The organism is Pseudoalteromonas sp. DY56-GL22, from assembly GCF_041414715.1.
Taxonomy (GTDB): domain Bacteria; phylum Pseudomonadota; class Gammaproteobacteria; order Enterobacterales; family Alteromonadaceae; genus Pseudoalteromonas; species Pseudoalteromonas simplex.
Genome location: NZ_JANHZR010000005.1, coordinates 223,100 through 243,807 on the forward strand (window position 1 = coordinate 223,100; position 20,708 = coordinate 243,807).

Annotated in this window: 19 protein-coding genes; 14 read left to right on the forward strand and 5 right to left on the reverse strand. The window is 42.7% G+C overall.

From position 1 onward, the window contains the following. Positions 1-9 precede the first annotated feature (9 nt). Positions 10-2,628, reverse strand: a complete 2,619-nt coding sequence (glnD, locus tag NO991_RS13215; protein ID WP_062566881.1) for a [protein-PII] uridylyltransferase — start codon at positions 2,626-2,628, stop codon at positions 10-12. Positions 2,629-2,640: 12 nt separating this feature from the next. Beyond that, the gene (map, locus tag NO991_RS13220; protein ID WP_268842776.1) at positions 2,641-3,450 is read right to left on the reverse strand and encodes a type I methionyl aminopeptidase; all 810 of its coding nucleotides are present in this window, start codon (positions 3,448-3,450) and stop codon (positions 2,641-2,643) included. Between the two features lie 247 nt (positions 3,451-3,697). On the opposite strand from map, the gene rpsB reads away from it, so the two are divergent. The 14 genes from rpsB to NO991_RS13290 all read left to right on the forward strand — a co-directional run bounded on the left by rpsB (position 3,698) and on the right by NO991_RS13290 (position 17,048). Next, positions 3,698-4,426: a 30S ribosomal protein S2 gene (rpsB, locus tag NO991_RS13225; RefSeq protein ID WP_054553123.1), complete on the forward strand. Its 729-nt coding sequence runs from the start codon at positions 3,698-3,700 to the stop codon at positions 4,424-4,426. Between the two features lie 103 nt (positions 4,427-4,529). Further along, positions 4,530-5,381, forward strand: a complete 852-nt coding sequence (gene tsf, locus NO991_RS13230) for a translation elongation factor Ts (protein ID WP_138599316.1) — start codon at positions 4,530-4,532, stop codon at positions 5,379-5,381. 151 nt (positions 5,382-5,532) lie between these two features. Beyond that, complete coding sequence (gene pyrH, locus NO991_RS13235; RefSeq protein WP_054553317.1) at positions 5,533-6,282, forward strand: UMP kinase; 750 nt, start codon at positions 5,533-5,535, stop codon at positions 6,280-6,282. A 14-nt stretch (positions 6,283-6,296) separates the two neighbouring features. Then, complete coding sequence (gene frr / locus NO991_RS13240; RefSeq protein WP_054553121.1) at positions 6,297-6,854, forward strand: ribosome recycling factor; 558 nt, start codon at positions 6,297-6,299, stop codon at positions 6,852-6,854. A gap of 104 nt (positions 6,855-6,958) precedes the next feature. Continuing rightward, the gene (locus NO991_RS13245; protein ID WP_371352116.1) at positions 6,959-7,738 is read left to right on the forward strand and encodes an isoprenyl transferase; all 780 of its coding nucleotides are present in this window, start codon (positions 6,959-6,961) and stop codon (positions 7,736-7,738) included. 22 nt (positions 7,739-7,760) lie between these two features. Next, the gene (locus tag NO991_RS13250) at positions 7,761-8,627 is read left to right on the forward strand and encodes a phosphatidate cytidylyltransferase (protein ID WP_054553119.1); all 867 of its coding nucleotides are present in this window, start codon (positions 7,761-7,763) and stop codon (positions 8,625-8,627) included. Next, the gene (ispC, locus tag NO991_RS13255; protein ID WP_371352117.1) at positions 8,624-9,823 is read left to right on the forward strand and encodes a 1-deoxy-D-xylulose-5-phosphate reductoisomerase; all 1,200 of its coding nucleotides are present in this window, start codon (positions 8,624-8,626) and stop codon (positions 9,821-9,823) included. Before NO991_RS13250 ends, ispC begins: the two co-directional genes overlap by 4 nt. 1 nt (position 9,824) lies before the next feature. Continuing rightward, the gene (rseP, locus tag NO991_RS13260; protein WP_300420398.1) at positions 9,825-11,177 is read left to right on the forward strand and encodes a sigma E protease regulator RseP; all 1,353 of its coding nucleotides are present in this window, start codon (positions 9,825-9,827) and stop codon (positions 11,175-11,177) included. Between the two features lie 104 nt (positions 11,178-11,281). Further along, positions 11,282-13,753 carry an outer membrane protein assembly factor BamA gene (gene bamA / locus NO991_RS13265; protein WP_166341552.1) on the forward strand — a complete coding sequence of 824 codons (2,472 nt, stop codon included), beginning with the start codon at positions 11,282-11,284 and terminating at the stop codon, positions 13,751-13,753. Between the two features lie 12 nt (positions 13,754-13,765). Then, entirely contained in the window at positions 13,766-14,284 is a 519-nt protein-coding gene (locus NO991_RS13270; protein ID WP_054553115.1) for an OmpH family outer membrane protein, read from the forward strand. A gap of 9 nt (positions 14,285-14,293) precedes the next feature. Continuing rightward, positions 14,294-15,334 carry a UDP-3-O-(3-hydroxymyristoyl)glucosamine N-acyltransferase gene (gene lpxD, locus NO991_RS13275; RefSeq protein WP_054553114.1) on the forward strand — a complete coding sequence of 347 codons (1,041 nt, stop codon included), beginning with the start codon at positions 14,294-14,296 and terminating at the stop codon, positions 15,332-15,334. Positions 15,335-15,344: 10 nt separating this feature from the next. Continuing rightward, positions 15,345-15,797, forward strand: a complete 453-nt coding sequence (gene fabZ / locus NO991_RS13280; protein WP_054553113.1) for a 3-hydroxyacyl-ACP dehydratase FabZ — start codon at positions 15,345-15,347, stop codon at positions 15,795-15,797. 2 nt (positions 15,798-15,799) lie between these two features. Next, complete coding sequence (lpxA, locus tag NO991_RS13285) at positions 15,800-16,570, forward strand: acyl-ACP--UDP-N-acetylglucosamine O-acyltransferase (RefSeq protein WP_054553112.1); 771 nt, start codon at positions 15,800-15,802, stop codon at positions 16,568-16,570. 109 nt (positions 16,571-16,679) lie between these two features. Beyond that, on the forward strand, positions 16,680-17,048 hold the full coding sequence (locus NO991_RS13290) for a septal ring lytic transglycosylase RlpA family protein (protein ID WP_054553111.1): 369 nt from the start codon (positions 16,680-16,682) through the stop codon (positions 17,046-17,048). Here NO991_RS13290 and cydC read toward each other — a convergent pair. From cydC to cydX, 3 genes are read right to left on the reverse strand one after another with little or no spacing between them, the layout of a single operon-like run. Next, positions 17,045-18,805: a thiol reductant ABC exporter subunit CydC gene (cydC, locus tag NO991_RS13295; RefSeq protein ID WP_300358894.1), complete on the reverse strand. Its 1,761-nt coding sequence runs from the start codon at positions 18,803-18,805 to the stop codon at positions 17,045-17,047. The genes NO991_RS13290 and cydC overlap by 4 nt on opposite strands. Beyond that, a complete protein-coding gene (cydD, locus tag NO991_RS13300) occupies positions 18,798-20,558 on the reverse strand; it encodes a thiol reductant ABC exporter subunit CydD (protein ID WP_300358897.1) in 1,761 nt (586 codons plus the stop codon). Before cydD ends, cydC begins: the two co-directional genes overlap by 8 nt. Beyond that, positions 20,548-20,700 carry a cytochrome bd-I oxidase subunit CydX gene (cydX, locus tag NO991_RS13305; protein ID WP_054553108.1) on the reverse strand — a complete coding sequence of 51 codons (153 nt, stop codon included), beginning with the start codon at positions 20,698-20,700 and terminating at the stop codon, positions 20,548-20,550. The genes cydD and cydX overlap by 11 nt, the downstream gene beginning before the upstream one ends. Positions 20,701-20,708: the final 8 nt, after the last annotated feature.

The window sequence follows — 20,708 nt, forward strand, 5'->3', positions numbered from 1 at the left end:
AAGATCCTCTTATTCGGTTTCTGCGTTGAGTTTTTTACGCAATGCTTGATGAATTTTAGCCTGTTCTTCGTCTGTTAATGCTTGGTATTCGTTATTTGATACCACGAAGAAATCTTCTGCACGTTCACCAACTGTGGTGATCCGTGCGGCATGAATATGTAATAAGTGCGCTTGAAATACTTCCGCAATTTTTGTTAATAGACCCGGAATATCCACCGCTTGAATTTCAATTAAGCTGCGGTCTTTACGGGCATGCGGTCTAAGCACAATTTTTGGTTTGATATTAAAGTCTTTGAAGCGCTGAGAGCGATTCTTTTTAAGGCGAATTTTCTTTTTCGGGTCGCTAATTGCAAGATCTAAAGCACGTTTAATGCCTTGCGAACGGTTACTCGCAATCGGGTCACCATTGACCTCTAAAATAACAAAGCTAAATAGCACGTAGCCATCTTTTGTGGTCAGTACCTGCGCATGTTGAATTTGCGCTTTTTTCGAACCAATCACACTAACTAAACGTGAGAATAAACTGCCCGAGTAAGGGCTATAAGCAAATACTTGTGTACCACCATGCATTGCGGTGTTAGACACGGCAACGCTAGGCTGGCTTAAATCGTCACAGCTTAGTAGGTGCTCTGTGTGCCACGAAATCTGTTGCTCACTAAAAGCGGTAAAGTAATTGGCTTTAAAGCGACTCCAAATTAAGTCGATTTGATCTTCGTTACAACCGTGGTTCAGTAAGCGCTGTTTGGCTTGCTGTTTTTTATCACGTATTTGGTCACGTTGGTCCATTGGGTTTTCAAGCCCTAAACGAAGCGCTCGCTGGGTGTGTAAATACAGCTCACGTAGTAGGGTATTTTTCCAATCGTTCCATAGGTTATCGTTAGTTGCGCGAATATCGGCTAACGTTAAGCAGTACAAGTAATCAAGCTGGCGCTCATTTTTCACTTTACTTGCAAAGTCTTTAATCACATCTGGGTCATTAATATCTTTGCGCTGTGCTGTAACCGACATAAGTAAGTGATTAGCCACTAACCACGAAATAAGCTTGCCATCTGAGGCTGGGAAGCGGTGTAGTTTAGCAAACGCGATTGCATCAACTGAGCCAAGCTCAGAGTGATCGCCACCACGGCCTTTAGCAATATCATGGAAAATACCGGCTAAATAAAGTAATTCAGGCTTATCCATGCGAGTGACAATTTCACTACATAACGGAAATTCGCTGACTTTTGATTTATCAAAGTATTTATAAATATTGTTGATGAGTTTATGAGTATGTTCATCCACGGTGTAGGCATGGAATAAATCAAACTGCATTTGCCCAAAAATATTACGCCACTGTGGTAAGTAGGCAGCAATAATGCCGTGCTTATGCATCAGCGTAAATGCGCGGCCCATACCGTTAGGGTGTTTGATTAAACGCAAAAATGCTTCGCGGCAGGCGGCGTAGTCTTGTAAATCCCCCAATAAACGACGGCGAACTTGGCGCATTGTACGTATGGTACTTGGGTAAATATGGGTGATCTCTGGGTTATCAGCAATATGCTCGAACAACACAAATAGCTGATCACGGCGGAAGAACACCGATGGATTCTTAACACGAATTTGATGGCCAATACGCTCAAAGTTACGGTCAAGCTCAATCACAGGTAACTCACCGGCACCCGGTAAAATGCTTTGCTCAAAGTATGAAAGCAGCATTTGGTTAAGCTCACGTACGCGGCTCATGATCCTAAATAAGCGTTTCATCATGCGCTCGACCGAGGCTTTACCGTCACTACCAAAGCCTAGAATTTCTGCGGCATGAGGTTGATGATCGAACAATAAGCGGTTTTCAGAGCGACCCGCAGCGATGTGTAGCGCAAAACGAATGTTCCAAAGGTTTTCTAAACATTCAGACAGTTCTTGGTATTCTTCGTGAGTAAGATAGCCGTGATTTATAAGTTCTTGTAATGTTTCGGCTCTAAAGTGCTTTTTAGCAACCCAAATAATGGTCTGTAAGTCGCGCAGGCCACCTGGGTTTTCTTTGATGTTAGGTTCAAGGTTATAAGCTGTACCATGGCATTTTTTATGGCGTAAGCTTTGTTCTTGTACTTTGGCTAAAAAGAATTCGTCTGAGCGCCAAATAGGCGTATCTATTAGATGATTTTTTAATTTTTCGAATTCGATATGGTTACCGAAAATTAATCGGCTTTCGAGTAAGCTGGTGGCAAATGTCACATCTTCGCGTTTTTGTTCTAATGCTTGTTCTATAGTGCGAACGCTGTGACCAATTTCTAAATTAAGATCCCAAAGCATGGTAACGAACTGGCCAATTTTCTCGCAGACGGCTTCACTTGGCTGCTCGCTTACTAGCAACATAAAGTCGATATCGGAATAGGGGTGTAGTTCGCCACGACCATAACCACCCACAGCAATTAGGGCAAGATCACTTTCGTGAGCGAGGTCGTAATCGTGAAACAGTTTAATTAATAAGCGGTCGATAAACTCAGCGCGGGCATTAATTAAGTTGCTAACGGGTTGTTTTGAGAATTCGTTCTGTAGCCATTTATAAAAATAACTAGAACAGTCGCGATAATCGCTAAGTTGCTCAGCTTGGCTGAGCAACTTTTTTACTTTATTGGGTAATGCCACTGGGGCTGGCTCCTAGTGTTCGATGATCCTGTCAATAGTATCATCTGATCGGAGCGTTAAAATTTCAACACCATTTTCAGTCACTAACAGTGTATGTTCCCACTGTGCAGACAATGAACGGTCTTTTGTTACGACAGTCCAGTTGTCTTTAAGTAGTTTACATTGGCGTTTACCAGCATTAACCATAGGCTCGATTGTTAAGCACATACCTGCTTTTAATACTTCGCCAGTACCTGGTTTACCGTAGTGCATTACTTGAGGTTCTTCGTGGAACTCAGCACCAATGCCGTGGCCACAGTATTCACGTACGATTGAATAGCTAAAGCCTTCTGCGTATTTTTGAATTGCAGCACCAATATCACCTAAGCGTACGCCTGGTTTTACCATTTTAATTGCAAGGTATAGGCTTTCTTGGGTGATATCTGCAAGACGCTTGCCTTGAATGTTAGGTGTACCAACGTGGAACATCTTAGATGTATCACCGTGATAGCCATCTTTGATCACAGTCACGTCGATATTGACGCTATCGCCTTCTTTAAGTGGTTTGTCATTTGGAATACCGTGACAAATTACATGGTTCACTGAGGTGCAAATTGATTTTGGGAAACCGTGATAATTAAGCGGTGCTGGAATAGCATCTTGAACATTAACAATATAATCATGACAAATTGTATTTAGTTCATCTGTGGTTACACCTGGCACCACATGCGGTTCTATCATTTCTAGTACCTCGGCGGCTAAGCGCCCGGCAACACGCATTTTTTCGATTTCTTCAGGGGTCTTGATCACAGCACTCATTGAGGCTCCAAAGTTGTTTTTCAGGTCATTTTTTAGTGCACAAATTTTGCACTAGACGTTGAGTTTTCAATTTTAATATGGTATAAAGCGCGCCGTCTTTTTACAAATAAATTCTTAACTGATTTTTTGTATTTAAGGCAAACACAATTTTATTTTAACACACACACGTATCGTCACATACACTTGGGTGCACTTAAGTTACAAATTAACTACGGTGTTGGTGCTATGGGATATGTGGAGGCCTAACCCTAAATTATAGAGGATTATACAAATGGCAAACGTTTCAATGCGCGATATGCTTCAAGCTGGTGTTCACTTTGGTCACCAGGCACGTTACTGGAACCCTAAGATGAAGCCTTTCATCTTCGGCGCTCGTAACCGTGTTCATATCATCAACCTAGAGCAAACTGTACCAATGTTCAACGAAGCACTTAAGTTCTTATCGAACGCAGCTTCTAACAAAGGTAAAGTACTTTTCGTTGGTACTAAGCGCGCAGCAAGCGAAGCAGTTAAAGAAGCCGCTCTTCAAAGCGAGCAGTTCTACGTAAACCACCGTTGGTTAGGTGGTATGTTGACTAACTGGAAAACAGTTCGTCAATCAATCAAGCGTCTTAAAGACCTTGAAGCGCAAAGCCAAGACGGTACTTTCGAGAAATTAACTAAGAAAGAAGCGTTAATGCTTACTCGTGAAATGGAAAAGCTTGAAAAGAGCCTTGGTGGTATCAAAGACATGGGCGGTCTTCCAGACGCGCTTTTCGTTATCGATGCAGACCACGAGCACATCGCTATCCGTGAAGCTAACAACCTAGGTATCCCAGTTGTTGCTATCGTTGATACTAACTCTAACCCAGACGGTGTTGATTACATCGTACCTGGTAACGACGATGCGATCCGTGCTATCCAACTTTACACTGGCGCTGTATCAGCTGCGATCACTGAAGGTCGTGAGAACAACATCGTTGCTCAAGCTGAGAAAGACGACTTCGTAGAAGCTGAGTAATTAGCTGTCATCAAGTCTTCATCTAATTAAGATGAAGACTTGTTATTCTTGTTAAGCGGCCTATACCGCTTCCCTATAACAGAATTCAATTGAGGATATTCTAATGGCTGTAACTGCTGCCCTAGTTAAAGAATTACGCGAGCGTACTGGCGCTGGCATGATGGATTGTAAAAAAGCGTTAACTGAAACTAACGGTGACATCGAGTTAGCGATCGAAAACATGCGTAAGAGCGGTGCTGCAAAGGCTGCTAAAAAAGCAGGTAACATTGCTGCTGAAGGTACAATCTTAATCAAAGAAGGTAACGGTTTCGCTGCACTTCTTGAAGTTAACTGTCAAACTGACTTCGTTGCTAAAGACGCTAACTTCCTTGGTTTCGCTAACCAAGTTCTTGACGCTGCTGCAGAATCTAAAGCAGACATCGAAGCACTTAAAGCACAATTCGAAGAAACTCGTGTTGCGCTAGTTGCTAAAATCGGTGAAAACATCAACGTTCGTCGCGTTGAGTACATCGACGGTGACAAGCTTTCTTCTTACCGCCACGGCGACCGTATCGGTGTTGTTGTAGTTGGTGAAGCTGACGAAGAAACACTTAAGCAAGTTGCTATGCACGTAGCTGCGTCTAAGCCTGAGTTCGTAAACCCAGAAGACGTACCAGCTGACGTTGTTGAAAAAGAAAAAGCAGTTCAAATCGATATCGCGATGAACGAAGGCAAGCCTGCTGAAATCGCTGAGAAAATGGTTATCGGTCGTATGAAGAAATTCACTGGTGAGATCTCTCTTACTGGTCAAGCTTTCATCATGGAACCTAAAAAATCAGTTGGCGAAATTCTTAAAGAGAAAGGCGCAACTGTTACTAACTTCATCCGTTTAGAAGTTGGTGAAGGTATCGAGCGTAAAGAAGAAGACTTCGCTGCTGAAGTAGCTGCACAAATCGCTGCTGCAAAAGGCGAGTAATTTTCTAACTTAGTGACGTAGGGCAATAAGATGAAATTAATCTGCTATTAGCTTTTGCGTCACTGATGAAAATTCTTTAAAATAACCGCGTTTTATGTGTAACCATAGCGCGGTTATTTTTTATCTCATTACTAAGGCTGGCCCAAATATTATGACTATCAATCGTAAACCTATTTTTAGACGTGTTCTTCTTAAACTTAGCGGTGAAGCATTAATGGGAGACGAAGGCTTCGGCATCGACCCAAAAGTACTTGACCGTATGGCTCAAGAAATTAAAGAACTTGTAGAGCTCGACGTAGAAGTAGGTTTAGTTATCGGTGGCGGTAACTTCTTGCGTGGTGGTTCATTAGCAGAAGCGGGTATGAACCGCGTAGTTGGCGACCACATGGGTATGCTTGCGACTGTAATGAATGGTTTGGCAATGCGTGATGCACTGCACCGTGCATTTGTAAATTGTCGTTTAATGTCTGCTATCCCACTGAACGGTGTGTGTGATGCTTACAACTGGGCAGAAGCTATCAGCCTATTAAAATCTGGCCGCGTTGTAATTTTCTCAGCGGGTACAGGTAACCCATTCTTCACGACTGACTCAGCAGCGTGTTTGCGTGGTATTGAAATTGAAGCAGATACTGTAATCAAAGCGACTAAAGTGGATGGCGTTTACTCTGATGACCCAGTGAAAAACCCAGACGCTACACTATATCGCCACTTAAGCTACAATGAAATCATTGATAAAGAGCTTAAGGTTATGGATTTAGCTGCATTTACGCTGGCGCGTGACCACAACATGCCATTAAGCGTATTTAACATGAATAAATCAGGCGCGCTTAAGCGTGTTATTATGGGCGAAGATGAAGGAACGCTTATCTCTTCACAAGCCTCAGATGAAACTAGCAAATAGATTAGGATTGAACCGTGATTAACGATATCAAAAAAGATGCGTCAGAACGTATGCAAAAAAGTGTTGCGGCACTAGGCAGTCAATTATCTAAAATTCGCACAGGCCGTGCGCACCCAGCATTACTTGACGGTATTCAAGTGTCTTACTACGGTGCTGACACGCCATTAAACCAAGTTGCTAACGTAACAATTGAAGACTCTCGTACACTTGCAATTAGCGTGTTTGATAAGTCACTAGCGCAAGCAGTAGAAAAAGCGATCATGGCTTCAGATTTAGGTTTAAACCCAATGTCTGCAGGTACTGTTATTCGTGTTCCACTTCCTCCACTTACAGAAGAGCGTCGTAAAGACCTTATCAAAATCGTACGTGGTGAAGTTGAAAGCGGTCGTGTTGCTGTACGTAACATCCGTCGTGACGCAAATGGCGACATTAAGAGCTTATTGAAAGAAAAAGATATTTCTGAAGATGAAGCACGTCAAGCAGAAGACGAGATCCAAAAGCTTACTGATAAGTTCATCAAAGAGATGGACGCACAACTAGCTGCAAAAGAAGCTGAGTTAATGGAAATCTAATCGCTGCTGTTTATCTTTCAGACACTGATTCTGTAAGTAAACAGGCGTAACTAAATTTATTAGTTTTGAAACGCCGTCTAGGGTATACTAGACGGCGTTTTTTTATGGAATACTCGATATTTATGGTTCTTAACGCTGATAAAATTTCCCAGCAAAGTTTGCCTAAGCATGTCGCTATAATCATGGATGGCAACGGACGTTGGGCACAAGCGAAAAATCGCCCACGTGTTTATGGGCACAAAAAGGGCGTTGATGCGGTTCGTCAATCAGTGCAATTTTGTACTCGCTTAGGTATACAGTCGTTAACACTATTCGCATTTAGTAGCGAAAATTGGCGACGTCCAGAAGACGAAGTAAATACGCTCATGGAGCTATTTTTATTTGTACTGGGCAAAGAAGTTAAAAAACTTCATAAAAATAATGTAAAGCTAAACATAATTGGTGATTTATCACGCTTTTCAGAAGGTTTGCGCAATAAAGTTGATGCAGCCCATGAATTAACTCGTAATAATACGGGTCTACAGTTAAACGTGGCAGCTAATTATGGTGGACGTTGGGATATTACTTACGCCGCAACAACGCTTGCAAAAAAGGTCGCAGCCGGTGAAATGGCCGCAGAAGATATTACTGAAGAGCTAATGGCTGAACAAATGAGTATGGCCGACCAAGGTGAGCTTGATTTAATGATCCGCACCGGTGGAGATTTACGCATCAGTAACTTCCTTTTATGGCAAGCGGCTTATGCTGAGCTTTACTTTACCGATACGCTTTGGCCAGACTTCAATGAAGCTGCATTTGCTGACGCTATCGCATGTTACGTTGCCAGAGAGCGACGATTTGGTTGTACAGGCGAACAAATAAAACAATTACTCGCCGAGACCTAATTACTAGTTGAAGGTACACACATTGCTAAAACAACGAATTTTAACCTCGCTCGTGTTGGCACCACTTGCACTTATTTTGGTTTTTTATACCCCATTAACACTATTTAGTTATATCGCCGCTGGTATTGTTTTGCTCGGTGCGTGGGAATGGTCTGCATTTATGGGCCTATGCGATAAAGTTAAACGCTTTGGATTTGTAGCCGCAACGGCTGCATTTTTAGCATTACTCAACTGGCATTGGCCCATTGAATCACTTTGGCAAAATGGTCAATTAGTGGGTGATGCAAACTACCTATTTACCTTGTCATTTGCATGGTGGATTGTGGCAACTTATTTAGTTTGGCGCTACCCAGCTATGGCAAAGGCTTGGAATGAAGGCATTGTAATGCGTGCCATTGCAGGCTTTTTAACGCTAGTGCCACTTTGGCTTGCACTAAATACACTACGTAGCGCAGGGTATGGCGAATCTACTCACTTTGGTTCAATGTTAATTTTAGTTGTACTTGGTATTGTGTGGAGCGCAGATATTGGCGCTTACTTTACTGGTAAGAACTTAGGTAAACGTAAACTAATGCCAAAGGTAAGTCCTAATAAAACGATTGAAGGTTTATTAGGTGGTGTAGTGGCTTCGGTTGTTTTTGTTTTAGCATTTTGCCATTTCACTAATGTTGATATGAGTGTTTGGCCAATCTATGCCGTGATGACTGCATTTATCGCGTTATTCTCAGCCGTAGGCGATTTACTCGAAAGTATGTTCAAACGTGAAGTCGGCTTGAAAGACAGCGGTTCATGTTTACCAGGTCATGGCGGTATTTTAGACCGTATCGATAGCTTAACTGCAGCTGCGCCAATTTTTGTACTTTGCTACGCATGGACACTGAGTTTATGAGCAAAGTAGAGCAACTTGTCGTACTGGGCGCAACTGGTTCAATCGGTTTAAGCACCTTAGATGTTGTTTCTAGAAACCCGGAGCGCTTTGCGGTTTTTGCATTAGCGGCGGGTAAAAATGCCGAGCAAATGGCAGAGTTGTGTATCGCACATCAGCCTAAGTTTGCTGTAATGGCTGATCAACAAGCCGCTAGTGCGCTATCAAATTTACTTGCAAATAGCTCGTGTAACACACAAGTTCTAGCAGGTGTTGATGCGATGAGTGAACTTGCTGCACATACAGATGTTGATGCAGTGATGTCGGCGATAGTAGGTGCAGCAGGTCTGTTACCGACTTTAAGTGCAGTTGAAGCTGGCAAAAAAGTGTTGCTAGCGAATAAAGAGTCGCTAGTTATGTCGGGTCAGTTGTTTATTGATAAAGTAAAACAACATGGCGCCACTTTACTGCCTATCGACAGCGAACATAATGCGATTTTCCAATGTATGCCAGCATCATTACAGAATGCATCAGGCCTACTTGCTGATAATGGTGTAAGCAAAATCTTGCTTACAGGTTCTGGCGGTCCTTTCTTAAAGCGTGATTTAGCGACATTACCATCAGTGACTGTTGCTGAGGCAGTGGCACATCCAAACTGGTCAATGGGACAAAAGATTTCTGTTGATTCAGCGACTATGATGAATAAAGGCCTAGAATTTATAGAAGCCAAGTGGCTGTTTAACTGCTGTGCCAGTGATATTGAAGTGGTGATCCACCCACAAAGTATTATTCACTCTATGGTGCAATATCAAGATGGCTCAGTGCTTGCGCAAATGGGCAATCCAGATATGCGCACACCAATTGCTCATGCTTTAGCTTTTCCTGAGCGTGTCGATGCGGGTGTAAAACCGCTCGATTTTTCACAAATGGCAGATTTTACTTTCACTAAACCAGATTATGCCCGTTACCCTAATTTAAAACTTGCCATTGATGCGTGTGAAATGGGGCAAGGTGCAACCACCACAGTAAATGCGGCGAATGAAATTGCCGTTGCTGCCTTTTTAAATGGTCAAATCGGCTTTACAGATATTTATCGAATTAACGCTGAAACGCTCAACGCAACGCAAAACATCAACGTGCAAACTCTCGACGAGATTTTAGCTTGCGACCAAGCTGCACGTGTAAAAGCGACTGAGTTTGTAAAAAGAGGCATCAATTAGCATGTTTGATTTTTTCTGGAATCTTGGCTCATTTATTCTCGCCCTAGGTATTTTAGTGACTGTGCATGAATATGGTCATTTCTGGGTTGCGCGAAAAGCGGGCGTGAAAGTGCTACGTTTTTCAATTGGCTTTGGTAAGCCGTTGATCAAGTGGCACGACAAACAGCAAACCGAATATGTGATTGCTGCAATCCCACTAGGTGGTTATGTCAAAATGCTTGATGAGCGTGTTGACGAAGTGCCGCCAGAGCAGCGTCATTTATCATTTAATGCTAAATCAGTAAAAGCACGTATTGCGATTGTGGCTGCAGGCCCGATGGCAAACTTTTTATTCGCTATTTTTGCACTTGCTGTGATGTATATGGTGGGGGTGCAGTCATTAAAACCTGTGGTGGGTGAGGTAACTCAAGGCAGCCGTGCCGCTGCTGCTAAGATTGAGCCAAACCAGCAAATTATTAAAATTGGTGAAGACGACATTAACACTTGGCAAGATGCCACATTCTCGCTTATGAGTCGCTTAGGTGAGCAAAGTGTTGTGGTAACGCTTCGTGATCAAAATTATCAAAAACATGTGCGTACTCTTAATTTAGATGGTTGGAAATTAGATCAACAAGACGTACCACCATTAACCTCGATAGGTATTGTACCGTTTCGCCCTAAAGCACTTTTAGAAGTGGCCATGATCAGTAAAGGCTCGGCGGCAGAAGCTGCAGGTTTACAGGTTAACGACAAAATACTTGCTGTAAATGGTGAAAATATCAGCAGTTGGAGCAAGTTAGTTTCATTAATTCAGCAATCACCTAACAAATCCTTACAATTTAGTGTACAAAGGCAAGATAGTATAAAAGAACTGACGGTAACGCCACAAAGCAGAACCAATGATGCAGGCGTTGCTCAAGGATTTTTAGGCGTGTCTCCGGTGGTCGAGCCATGGCCAGAAAACTATATTGAAACTAGACATTATGGCCCCGTCGATAGTATTGTGCTGGGCATACAAGAAACATGGCGTTTAATTACCCTTAGTTTTGACATGATTGGTAATTTAATTACCGGTCAGGTGTCGGTTAAAAATTTAAGTGGCCCGGTGGGCATTGCAGTTGGCGCGGGAACTAGCGTAAGCTATGGCTTGGTTGCATTTTTAAGCTTTTTAGCATTAATTAGTGTAAACCTTGGCGTATTTAACTTATTACCGCTGCCAGTGCTAGATGGTGGGCACTTAATGTATTACATAATTGAACTTTTTCGCAAAAAGCCGGTCTCTGAAAAGACGCAAGAATTTGGTTTTAAAGTGGGGGCCTTGCTGCTTCTGTTTTTAACATGTTTCGCTTTGTTCAATGATGTATCGCGTTTATAACAAGTAAGCGAAAAATTCCAATTTGAACACGATTGTAAAACACCAAAAGTTTATTTAATAAGGTGTTGAGCGGTAATACAGTTGTAAAGGATAAAGATAACAAAATGGCTATAAAAAAACATTTGGCAGTTTCAAGTTTATTAGGCGCTAGCTTTGCAGCCCTAGGCCAAAACTCCTTTATTGTAGAAGATTTAAAAGTTGAAGGTTTACAGCGTGTTGCACTGGGTGCTGCGTTAACGCATATTCCGATCAATGTGGGCGATAATATTGATGAGTACACAATTTCAAGAACCATAAAGGCTCTCTATCGTTCTGGTCACTTTGACAATATTAAAGCATTACGTGATGGCAACAGTGTTATCTTCCGAGTGACTGAGCGCCCAACGATCAGTATGATCGAATTTGATGGCAATAAAGATATCAAAGATGAGCAGCTAAATGAGTCGCTAGACCAGCAGGATATCCGTACTGGTGAGCCGCTTGATAAAACAGTTCTTGATAACATTGAAAAAGGTCTAGTTGAATTCTTCCACAGTATTGGTAAGTACAATGCAAAGGTGGAAGTTAGTATCACAAAGTTACCTCGAAACCGTGTAAAACTATTATTTGAATTTGATGAAGGTGATGCTGCATCAATTCGTCAAATCAACCTCGTTGGTAACGAACTTTTCTCTGATGAAGAGCTACTTAAATTAGCTGAGTCACAGCAAGATTTGCCGTGGTGGAAGTTCATGTCGAGCGACCGTTATCAAAAGCAAACCATTGAAGGCGATTTAGAGAAAATTCGCAGTTACTACCTAGACCGTGGTTACCTGCGCTTTAATATCGATTCGACACAAGTATCTGTAAGCCCTGAGCGTGACTCTGTTTATGTAACAGCAAATATCACCGAAGGCGTTAAATACAAAGTGAAAGGCTTTGACTTTATTGGTGACTTGTTAGGCCGTGAAGAACTCATCAGAAGTGTTATCCCGCTGAAAACAGGTGAGCTTTATAATGGCTCTGTTGTGACCTCTTCAGAAGAGTTCATCAAAAGCTACTTAGCGCGTTTTGGTTATGCTAATGCTGAAGTGCGTACCATCCCAGAAATTGATGATGAAAATAAAGAAGTTCAATTAACGCTATCGGTTAATCCGGGTAAGCGTGTTTATGTTCGTCGTATCATTGTGGGTGGTAACCAAAATACCTCTGATGAAGTAGTGCGCCGTGAAATGACACAGCTTGAAGGTGCGTGGTTGTCCAATCAAAGCCTTGAGCGCTCTAAACTGCAAATTCAGCGTTTACCCTACATGGAAAGCGTTGATTTTAATGTGGTGCCAGTACCAGGTGTAGATGACCAAGTTGATGTAGATTTTACTGTGAAAGAACAATCTGCAGGTAGCTTTAACGCAGGCCTTGCCTATGGTTCTTACTTAGGTCTGCAATTTAACATTGGTGTCAGTGAATCAAACTTCTTAGGGACCGGTAACCAAATTGGTTTCAACATCAATACCTCACGTGGTTCTGAGCGTATTAGTGTGTCTTATACTGACCCTTACTTTACGCCTGATGGTGTATCGCAAGGTAGTAGCATTTTCTACAGTAACTACGATGCGAGTAAGTTTAGCCTAATCGACTATAAATCGAAGAGCTATGGTATTGGTACTAACATTGGTTTCCCAATCGATGCAGTAAACCGTATTAACTTTGGTGTTCGTTGGGTACAAGAAGAACTGTCAGATATTGCTGAGTACGAGCAAACACGTGTTATTCGTGAAACCTTCTTAGATCCAGATAACCCAGATGCAGGTTTTGACTTTACTAAGTACGAGCTAAGTGCAGGTTGGTCACGCGTTACTGTAAACCGTGGTTTATTCCCAACAGCAGGTTCGCGTCAATCTCTTAACTTAACTGCGACAACGCCAAACTCTGATTTACAGTACTTTAAGCTAAATTATGATTCGCGTTTCTACTGGCCAATCAGTAATGACCACCGCTGGGTGTTCTCAACGCGTGCGGCACTTGGTTATGGTAATGGCTATGGTACAACCAATGGTTATGACCAAACACTGCCATTCCAAGAGTTCTTCAGAATTACTGAAATGGAACTACGTGGCTTTGACCGTAATACGATTTTACCACGTGCTGTATCACGTGTTCCGCAAAGCATTCCTGGTACACCATTACCTGATGGTACGACAACAGGTAGCATTGGTGGTGCATCAGAGTTTGACCAGCTTTACACAGCAGGCCGAATTGGTGGTAACGCCAAAGCGGTCGCAGGGATGGAGCTTATTGTTCCAACACCTTTCTTAGATGAAGAAAACACTAGCTCTGTACGTACCAGCTTCTTCGTAGATGCAGCAAACGTATGGGATACAGAGTTTAATATTGACCGTTATCAAAACCTGTCAACAGATGAGCGTGCTAAATTGGATGATTATGCAGATCCGATGCGCTTTAGGGTTTCAACCGGTCTTTCTCTACAATGGATCTCTCCGATGGGTCCAATGCTGATCAGTTTTGCGTATCCATTGCAAAAAGAAGAAGATGACGATACGAAGACCATCAGCTTTAATATTAGTAATACATTCTAAAGGAGTTTTTTCGTGAATAAATCAATTAAATCAACAGCTTTTGCACTACTTGCTACTTTATCTATGGGCCTATCTACTAACGCATTTGCCCACAAAGTAGGTATTGTTGATATGCAAGAAATCTACAAACAAATCCCACAAATGGCGAAAGTAGAGCAAACTTTAGAAGCTGAATTCTCTGAGCGTCGTCAAGAACTAGAAAAACTTCAAGGTGATATTCGTTTTGAAGCTGAAAAGTTCAAGCGTGAAGCGACAACTATGAGCGACAAGCAAAAAGAAGAATTACGTACTAAGATTCAAGGTATGCAGCAGCAACTTGCTGAAAAAGGTCGTCCTTTAGAGCAAGAAATCAAAATGCGTCAAAACCAAGAGCTAGCTAAAGTTCAAAAGCTAATCTTAGATGCAATCGAAGAAGTAGCGAAAGCTGGCAAATTCGATGAAGTTAAAGTTAAAGAAACAACGATTTATGTTAACCCTAAAACTGTCGATGACTTATCAAGCAAAGTTGTTGAAAAAGTAAGTAAGCAATAGAAATCATATATGCAAAACTACACGCTTTCGCAGATAGCGGATCTTCTGGGCGCTGACCTTCAAGGTGACGGCGCTACAGAGATTAAAAAAATATCTACACTTGCAAATGCCCAACATGGGCATATTGCATTTTTAGCGAACAAGAAATATCGCTCGCAATTAGATGATACTCAAGCAAGTGCGGTGATTTTATCATCAGCAGACGCTGAGTACTTTTCGGGTAATAAGCTCATTGTTGCTAACCCTTATGTTTGTTACGCCAAGCTTGCTCAGCTAATGGACACCACACCGCGCTCAGCAGTGACGGGTATTCACCCTAGTGCAGTCATTCATGATTCAGCTTCGATTGGTAATAATGTCGCGATCGCCGCCAATGTGGTGATTGAAGCGGGTGCTGTTATTGCTGACAATGTGCAGATTGGTCCAAACTGTTTCATTGGTGAGCATGCAAAAATTGGTCAAAGCACTAAGCTTTGGGCAAATGTAAGCATTTACCATGAAGTTGAGATTGGCAGCGACTGTTTATTCCAAGCGAATACAGTCGTGGGCAGCGATGGTTTTGGTTACGCTAATGAGCGTGGGGAATGGGTGAAAATACCGCAACTTGGCCGAGTAATCATCGGTGATAAGGTTGAGGTAGGCGCGTCTACTACGATTGACCGTGGTGCATTAGACGATACGATCATCCATAGTAATGTAATTATCGATAATCAATGTCAAATAGCGCATAATGTCGAGATCGGCTCAGGCACAGCGGTTGCCGGTTGCACGGTTTTTGCCGGAAGCGTCGAGATCGGTAGGAATTGTCAGATTGGTGGTATGGTTGCAATTAATGGTCACCTTAGCGTATGCGATGGTGCTATAATCACCGGCATGAGTATGGTGACGAAAGCAATCACAGAGCCTGGAATCTATTCATCAGGATTACCTCATCAAACTAACAAAGAATGGCGCCGAAGTATTGCCCACATCCGCAATCTTGGCGATATGAAAGACCGCATTAAAGCTCTTGAGTCACTGACTAAGTCACTCAATATTGAAGACAAATAAGGATGCTATTTTGGCAAATGAATTAAATAGTCTTGATATCCAAGATATTTTAAGTTTACTTCCGCATCGTTACCCGATGCTACTTGTTGACCGTGTTCTAGATTACACGCCAGGCGAGTCGTTACATGCGATTAAAAATGTAACAGTGAACGAACCTATTTTTACGGGTCATTTTCCTAATCAACCTATCTTTCCAGGTGTGTTGATTTTAGAAGCAATGGCCCAAGCAACTGGCTTACTTGGCTTTAAGACAGTTGAAAATCGTAGCGATAACGAACTATATTTATTCGCTGCGATTGATAATGCGCGATTTAAACAGCCAGTATTACCTGGCGATACTATGCATTTACATGTAGAGTTTTTAAAAGAGCGCCGCAATATATGGAAGTTTGCAGCAGAAGCAAAAGTTGACGGCAAAGTAGTGTGTACTGCCGAAATCATGTGTGCGAGAAGAGAGTTTTAATAGTGATCCATCCTACGGCGATAATCGAACCAGGTGCAAAACTTGGAAATAACGTATCAGTTGGCCCTTATAGCTACATCGGTAACGATGTAACTATTGGTGATAACTGTATCATCGAATCTCATGTGGTTGTAAAAGGCCCATCGACGATTGGTTCTGGTAACCATATTTTCCAATTTGCTTCGGTCGGTGAAGCGTGCCAAGACAAAAAGTACGCGAATGAGCCTACAACCTTGATCATTGGTGACAACAACGTGATCCGTGAGTGTGCGACCATTCACCGTGGTACGATTCAAGACCAAGGTGTAACAAAAATTGGTAGCAACAACTTATTTATGGCTTACACACACGTTGCGCATGATGCAGTAGTGGGTGATAACGTTATTTTTGCTAATAATGCCTCTGTTGCTGGCCACGTACACGTAGGTGACTGGGTGATCCTTGCTGGTAATTCAGGTGTTCACCAGTTCTGTAAAATTGGTTCACATGCCTTTGTTGGTATGTACTCAGGTGTTAATAAAGATGTGCCACCATTTGTAACGACCATTGGCACGCCGGCAGGCCCTGTAGCAATCAATACTGAAGGCATGAAACGCCGTGGTTTTGAAAGCGATGAAATCATGGCAACACGCCGTGCATATAAAACGCTTTACCGTAAGAGTTTAGGTGTTGAAGAAGCAATCGCTGAGCTAAGTGAAGATGCTGCGAAGTATCCAGCTGTTCAGTTGATGATAGACTTCGTGAAAAGCTCTGAGCGCGGAATTATTCGCTAATCAAAAGCTAATTACTAAAAGCCACCGTAAGGTGGCTTTTTTGTTTTTATAGTTCAGGTTTTGCTAAGTCAGTGCTTGTTATCTTCACGACAAAAAAGGATCTAGTAATATGAATAAACTCATCATCTTTGCATTGTTAAGCTTAATAATAAGTGGTTGTAGTAGTGCGCCTTCGGTATCTAAAGGAGCAATAGAAAAAGGCAAAGCCAGTTATTACGCTGATAAATATCATGGCCGAATGACAGCAAGTGGTGAGGTGTTTAATCAACAGGCATGGAGCGCGGCTCATCAAACGCTTGGCTTTGGCAGCAGAGTGAGGGTCACCAATATTAGTAACAATAAAAGTGTGATTGTTACCATTAATGACCGCGGCCCATTTATCCGCGGTCGTATTATCGATTTATCAAAAAAGGCGTTTTCACAAATTGCCTCAGTCAAGCAAGGTGTGATTGACGTTACTGTTGAGCAGCTCGATTAAAAACGGGTAATAAGCTCTACGTAGTCGGCTTCATTAGCCATCAATTCAGCATGACTTGCAAAGGCTCTTACTTGTCCTTGTTCTAACCAAATAACCTTATCAACACGACTTAGCATTGCTGGGTCGTGGGTAATGGTCAACATGGTTTTATCTGCCCATATTTTCTCAAGTGTAGTCAGCAAGTTTTGCTTAGTGTGGTTATCTAGACTCTCTGTTGGCTCATCAAGAATGATTAAATTACCTTGCCTTAATAGGGCTTGAGCTATGGCAATACGACGTGACTGACCATGAGAAAGCTTTCTGCCTGCGGTTCCTAAGCGGGTATTAAGGCCGGCTTTTAAGTTCTTAAGCCAAGAGCCAAGTTCAGCGTTTTCACAGGCTTCAATTAGCATCTCATCTGTCGCATCAAAAGCTGCATAACGAAGATTTTCACGTAGCGTGCCATCAAAAATATGATGCTGCTGGGCAACTATCGTTAGCTGCTTAAAGCGTGTTGCAGTGCTCAAGCTTTCAAGTTCAAAGTTATCTTGCTTGGTGGTGAGCTTTAATGAGCCTGATTGCAGCGGCCAAAGGCCCGTGAGTAAGTTAACTAGAGTGGTTTTGCCACTGCCACTGGCACCGACTAGGGCAACTTTACTGCCGGGTGTAATCGCAAAATTGATATTGCTAAGGGCTTTACTTTTTGCCCCCAAGTATTGGTAATTGACCTCGCTTAGCTCAAGACCAAGCCCTGATTTGTCAGCTAATTGGTTTGCTAGCTGATCATCTAAGTTGTTTGGCTTTTCGGCTAAGCTGTTGTGTTTATCTTCAAGATCAAACAGTCGCTTTGCGGCACTTAAAGTAAGCGGCAATTCAATAAATGCCGTAGGCAGGGTGAGCACGGTTTCAAAGCTTGCTAATACAAATAACGCGAGCATCGCCAGTTCAACGTTTTTCATACTCCCCATTGCAACCAGTGGAATTATCATAAAGACACTGGCCAGCATGGTGAGTTGGATCACCAAAGTGCTTAAACCATTACTGTTTGCCACGGCTTTGTGGTGATTATAGAGCTGGTTGTTGTATTGTTTACTGAGTGAGTCACAATGCGCTAATTGCGCCGCGTGTGCTTGATAGACAGCAAGCTCTCTGGCACCTGATAGTGTATCGGCAAGTTCAGATCTTAACTCGGCTGAGAGCTGGGTTTCTGTATCCGCTTGTTGATGAAGCTTATGGCTTAACAATGCGGGAAGCAGCACGCCAATAATCATCAGTGAAGTAAAGCAAACTAATGCAACCTCAGCGTTATACATGGCCATGAAGGCCATTACTATAGGAATGCTGATCAAGGCGACAATAATCGGCAGCAGTACATTGAGGTAGAATTTATCCAGCGCATCTACATCATTCTGTAGCCGGTTAAATAAATCGCTACTACGACTCATTGCTAAGTCAACATTGTTCAGTTGGCTCAGAGTCTTGAACATGTTTACGCGAATTTCGCTCAGTAATAAAAAGGTAGCATTATGAGTTATCATCCGCTCACCGTAACGAGACGCTGTGCGCACGATAGCTAAAAAGCGGATCACTCCAGCTGGGGTAAAGTAATTCATCTGCACACCCGCAATGCCCGCCGCTGCCATGGCTGCTAAAAACCACCCAGATATAGCGAGCAAGCCCACATTAGCGAGTACCGTTAAGCTTGCTAAAAAAGCCCCTAAAAGCAACATGCCAGTATGAGGTTTGCACAGTTTTAATAGACGTATAAAGTTATGCATGGGCGTCACCTTGACTCACCAGTTTAGCAAATAGGCCAGCTTGCTCAGTCAGTTGCTGGTACTGACCAGATTCAACAATGTGACCTTGTTGCAGAACGTAAATATTATCGGCGTGTTTAACCGTATTCAGTCGGTGAGCAATAACCAGCACTAAGTGATCTTTTGCATAATCGCGGATTGCTTGGTTGATTAAATGCTCGGTTTGGCTGTCTAAGTGAGCGGTAGGCTCATCTAACATCAGCACTGGGGCATTCTTCAAAAATGCACGGGCAAGGGCTATGCGCTGCTTTTGCCCACCAGAGAGGCCTTCGCCTTGTTCACCTAGCAAGCTATCAAAGCCATCAGGTAAGGCAGTAATAAACTCAAGTGCTCCAGCTTTACTTGCTGCTTCATCGAGTTCTGTTTGGCTTGCATTGGGTTTAGCTAAACGCAGGTTCTCTGCAACGGTCCGATAAAATAACGTGGCTTGCTGTGGGATCCACGCCAGCTGTGCTTGCCAATCAGCTAATGCAGTATCACTAAGTGGTTGCCCGTTAATGCTAATGGCACTATTGGCCTGATGATGAAAACCCAATAGGCAATCAAACAAGGTACTTTTACCCGAGCCACTTTCACCCACAAAGGCAATTAAGCCTGTGCTTGGCAGGGCTAAGTTGATATCAGTTACCCCTTCGTTTGTTTCTGGGTAATGAAAGGTAAGCGCATTCAGCTGTAGATCTTTTATCGGTAACTCAAGTTTAGATGTACCCAAATGTTCATCAGCGTCGCTTTGATTGATAATGTCGACCATATCAGCAGCGGCGCTGATCCCTTCGAGTTTTGCATGATAATGAGTGCCCATTTGTCGAAGTGGTAAGTAAAACTCAGGGGCCAGTAGCAACACCACAAATCCAGTGGCAAAATCGAGCGTACCAAAAAATAATCTAAAGCCAATGATAACGGCAACAAGGGCGACACTAATGGTGGCTAAAAACTCAAGGGCGAAAGACGATAAAAAGGCGACTTTCAATACCCCCATAGTAGCACCACGGTAATCATCAGAAATCTGACTGATGCTATTTAGCTCACGCTTGGTTGCATTAAAGAGCTTGAGTTGAGTCAAGCCTTGTAATCGGTCAAAAAAGTAATTGCCAAGTACCGCTAGCTGTTGCCAGCGGTCTTGGTTTAACTGCTCCGCTTTATGACCCACTAAAATCATAAAAAAGGGGATCAGCGGGGCAGTTAAAAGGAATATGAGGCCTGCTTTGTAATCGGTTGGAAAAATCACCACTAATATCGCTAGTGGAATAAGCGCACTGTAAGCCACACTTGGAATGTAATTAGCGTAATATTGATGCAGTGCTTCAACCCCATTATGTAAGGTGTTAAGTGTTGCGCCATGACCTTTTTGTTCACTGTAGGCTGGCCCAAGTTTGCTGAGCTTTTCTAGCAATGTATTTCGCATCACGTTTTTTATTTTTAACGCGGCGCGGTTACTTACGCGTTCACTTAGGGCAACCAACAAAGCACGAACTAAAATTAGCCCAGCCAGCGGCCATAATAATGGGCTTACGGCTTGCAAGTTTGCTTGTTCAAACATGACTTGATGAGCCGCGTTTGCAAGAAGATAACAAGAGGCAATCATTAATAGGGCGTTGAGTGTGCCCAAACTAATGCTTAATTTAAGAAGCCCTGAAGCGGACTGACTATATTGCTTTAAAAAAGCGCGCAGCGTTTGTTGCTGCGCGCGATTTGGTCGGGGTTTAGTTGTCATCGGTGTTTTTGAGTCTCGCGTAAAGCTCTAGCTCATCATCAGCAATCGAATCTTTATGTTGGTGAAATTCGTACCACATTACGTTGATCACCCCAAGGGTACAGGCTAATAGAACACCTAAAATCCAGGCAAAATACCACATAATTAAAT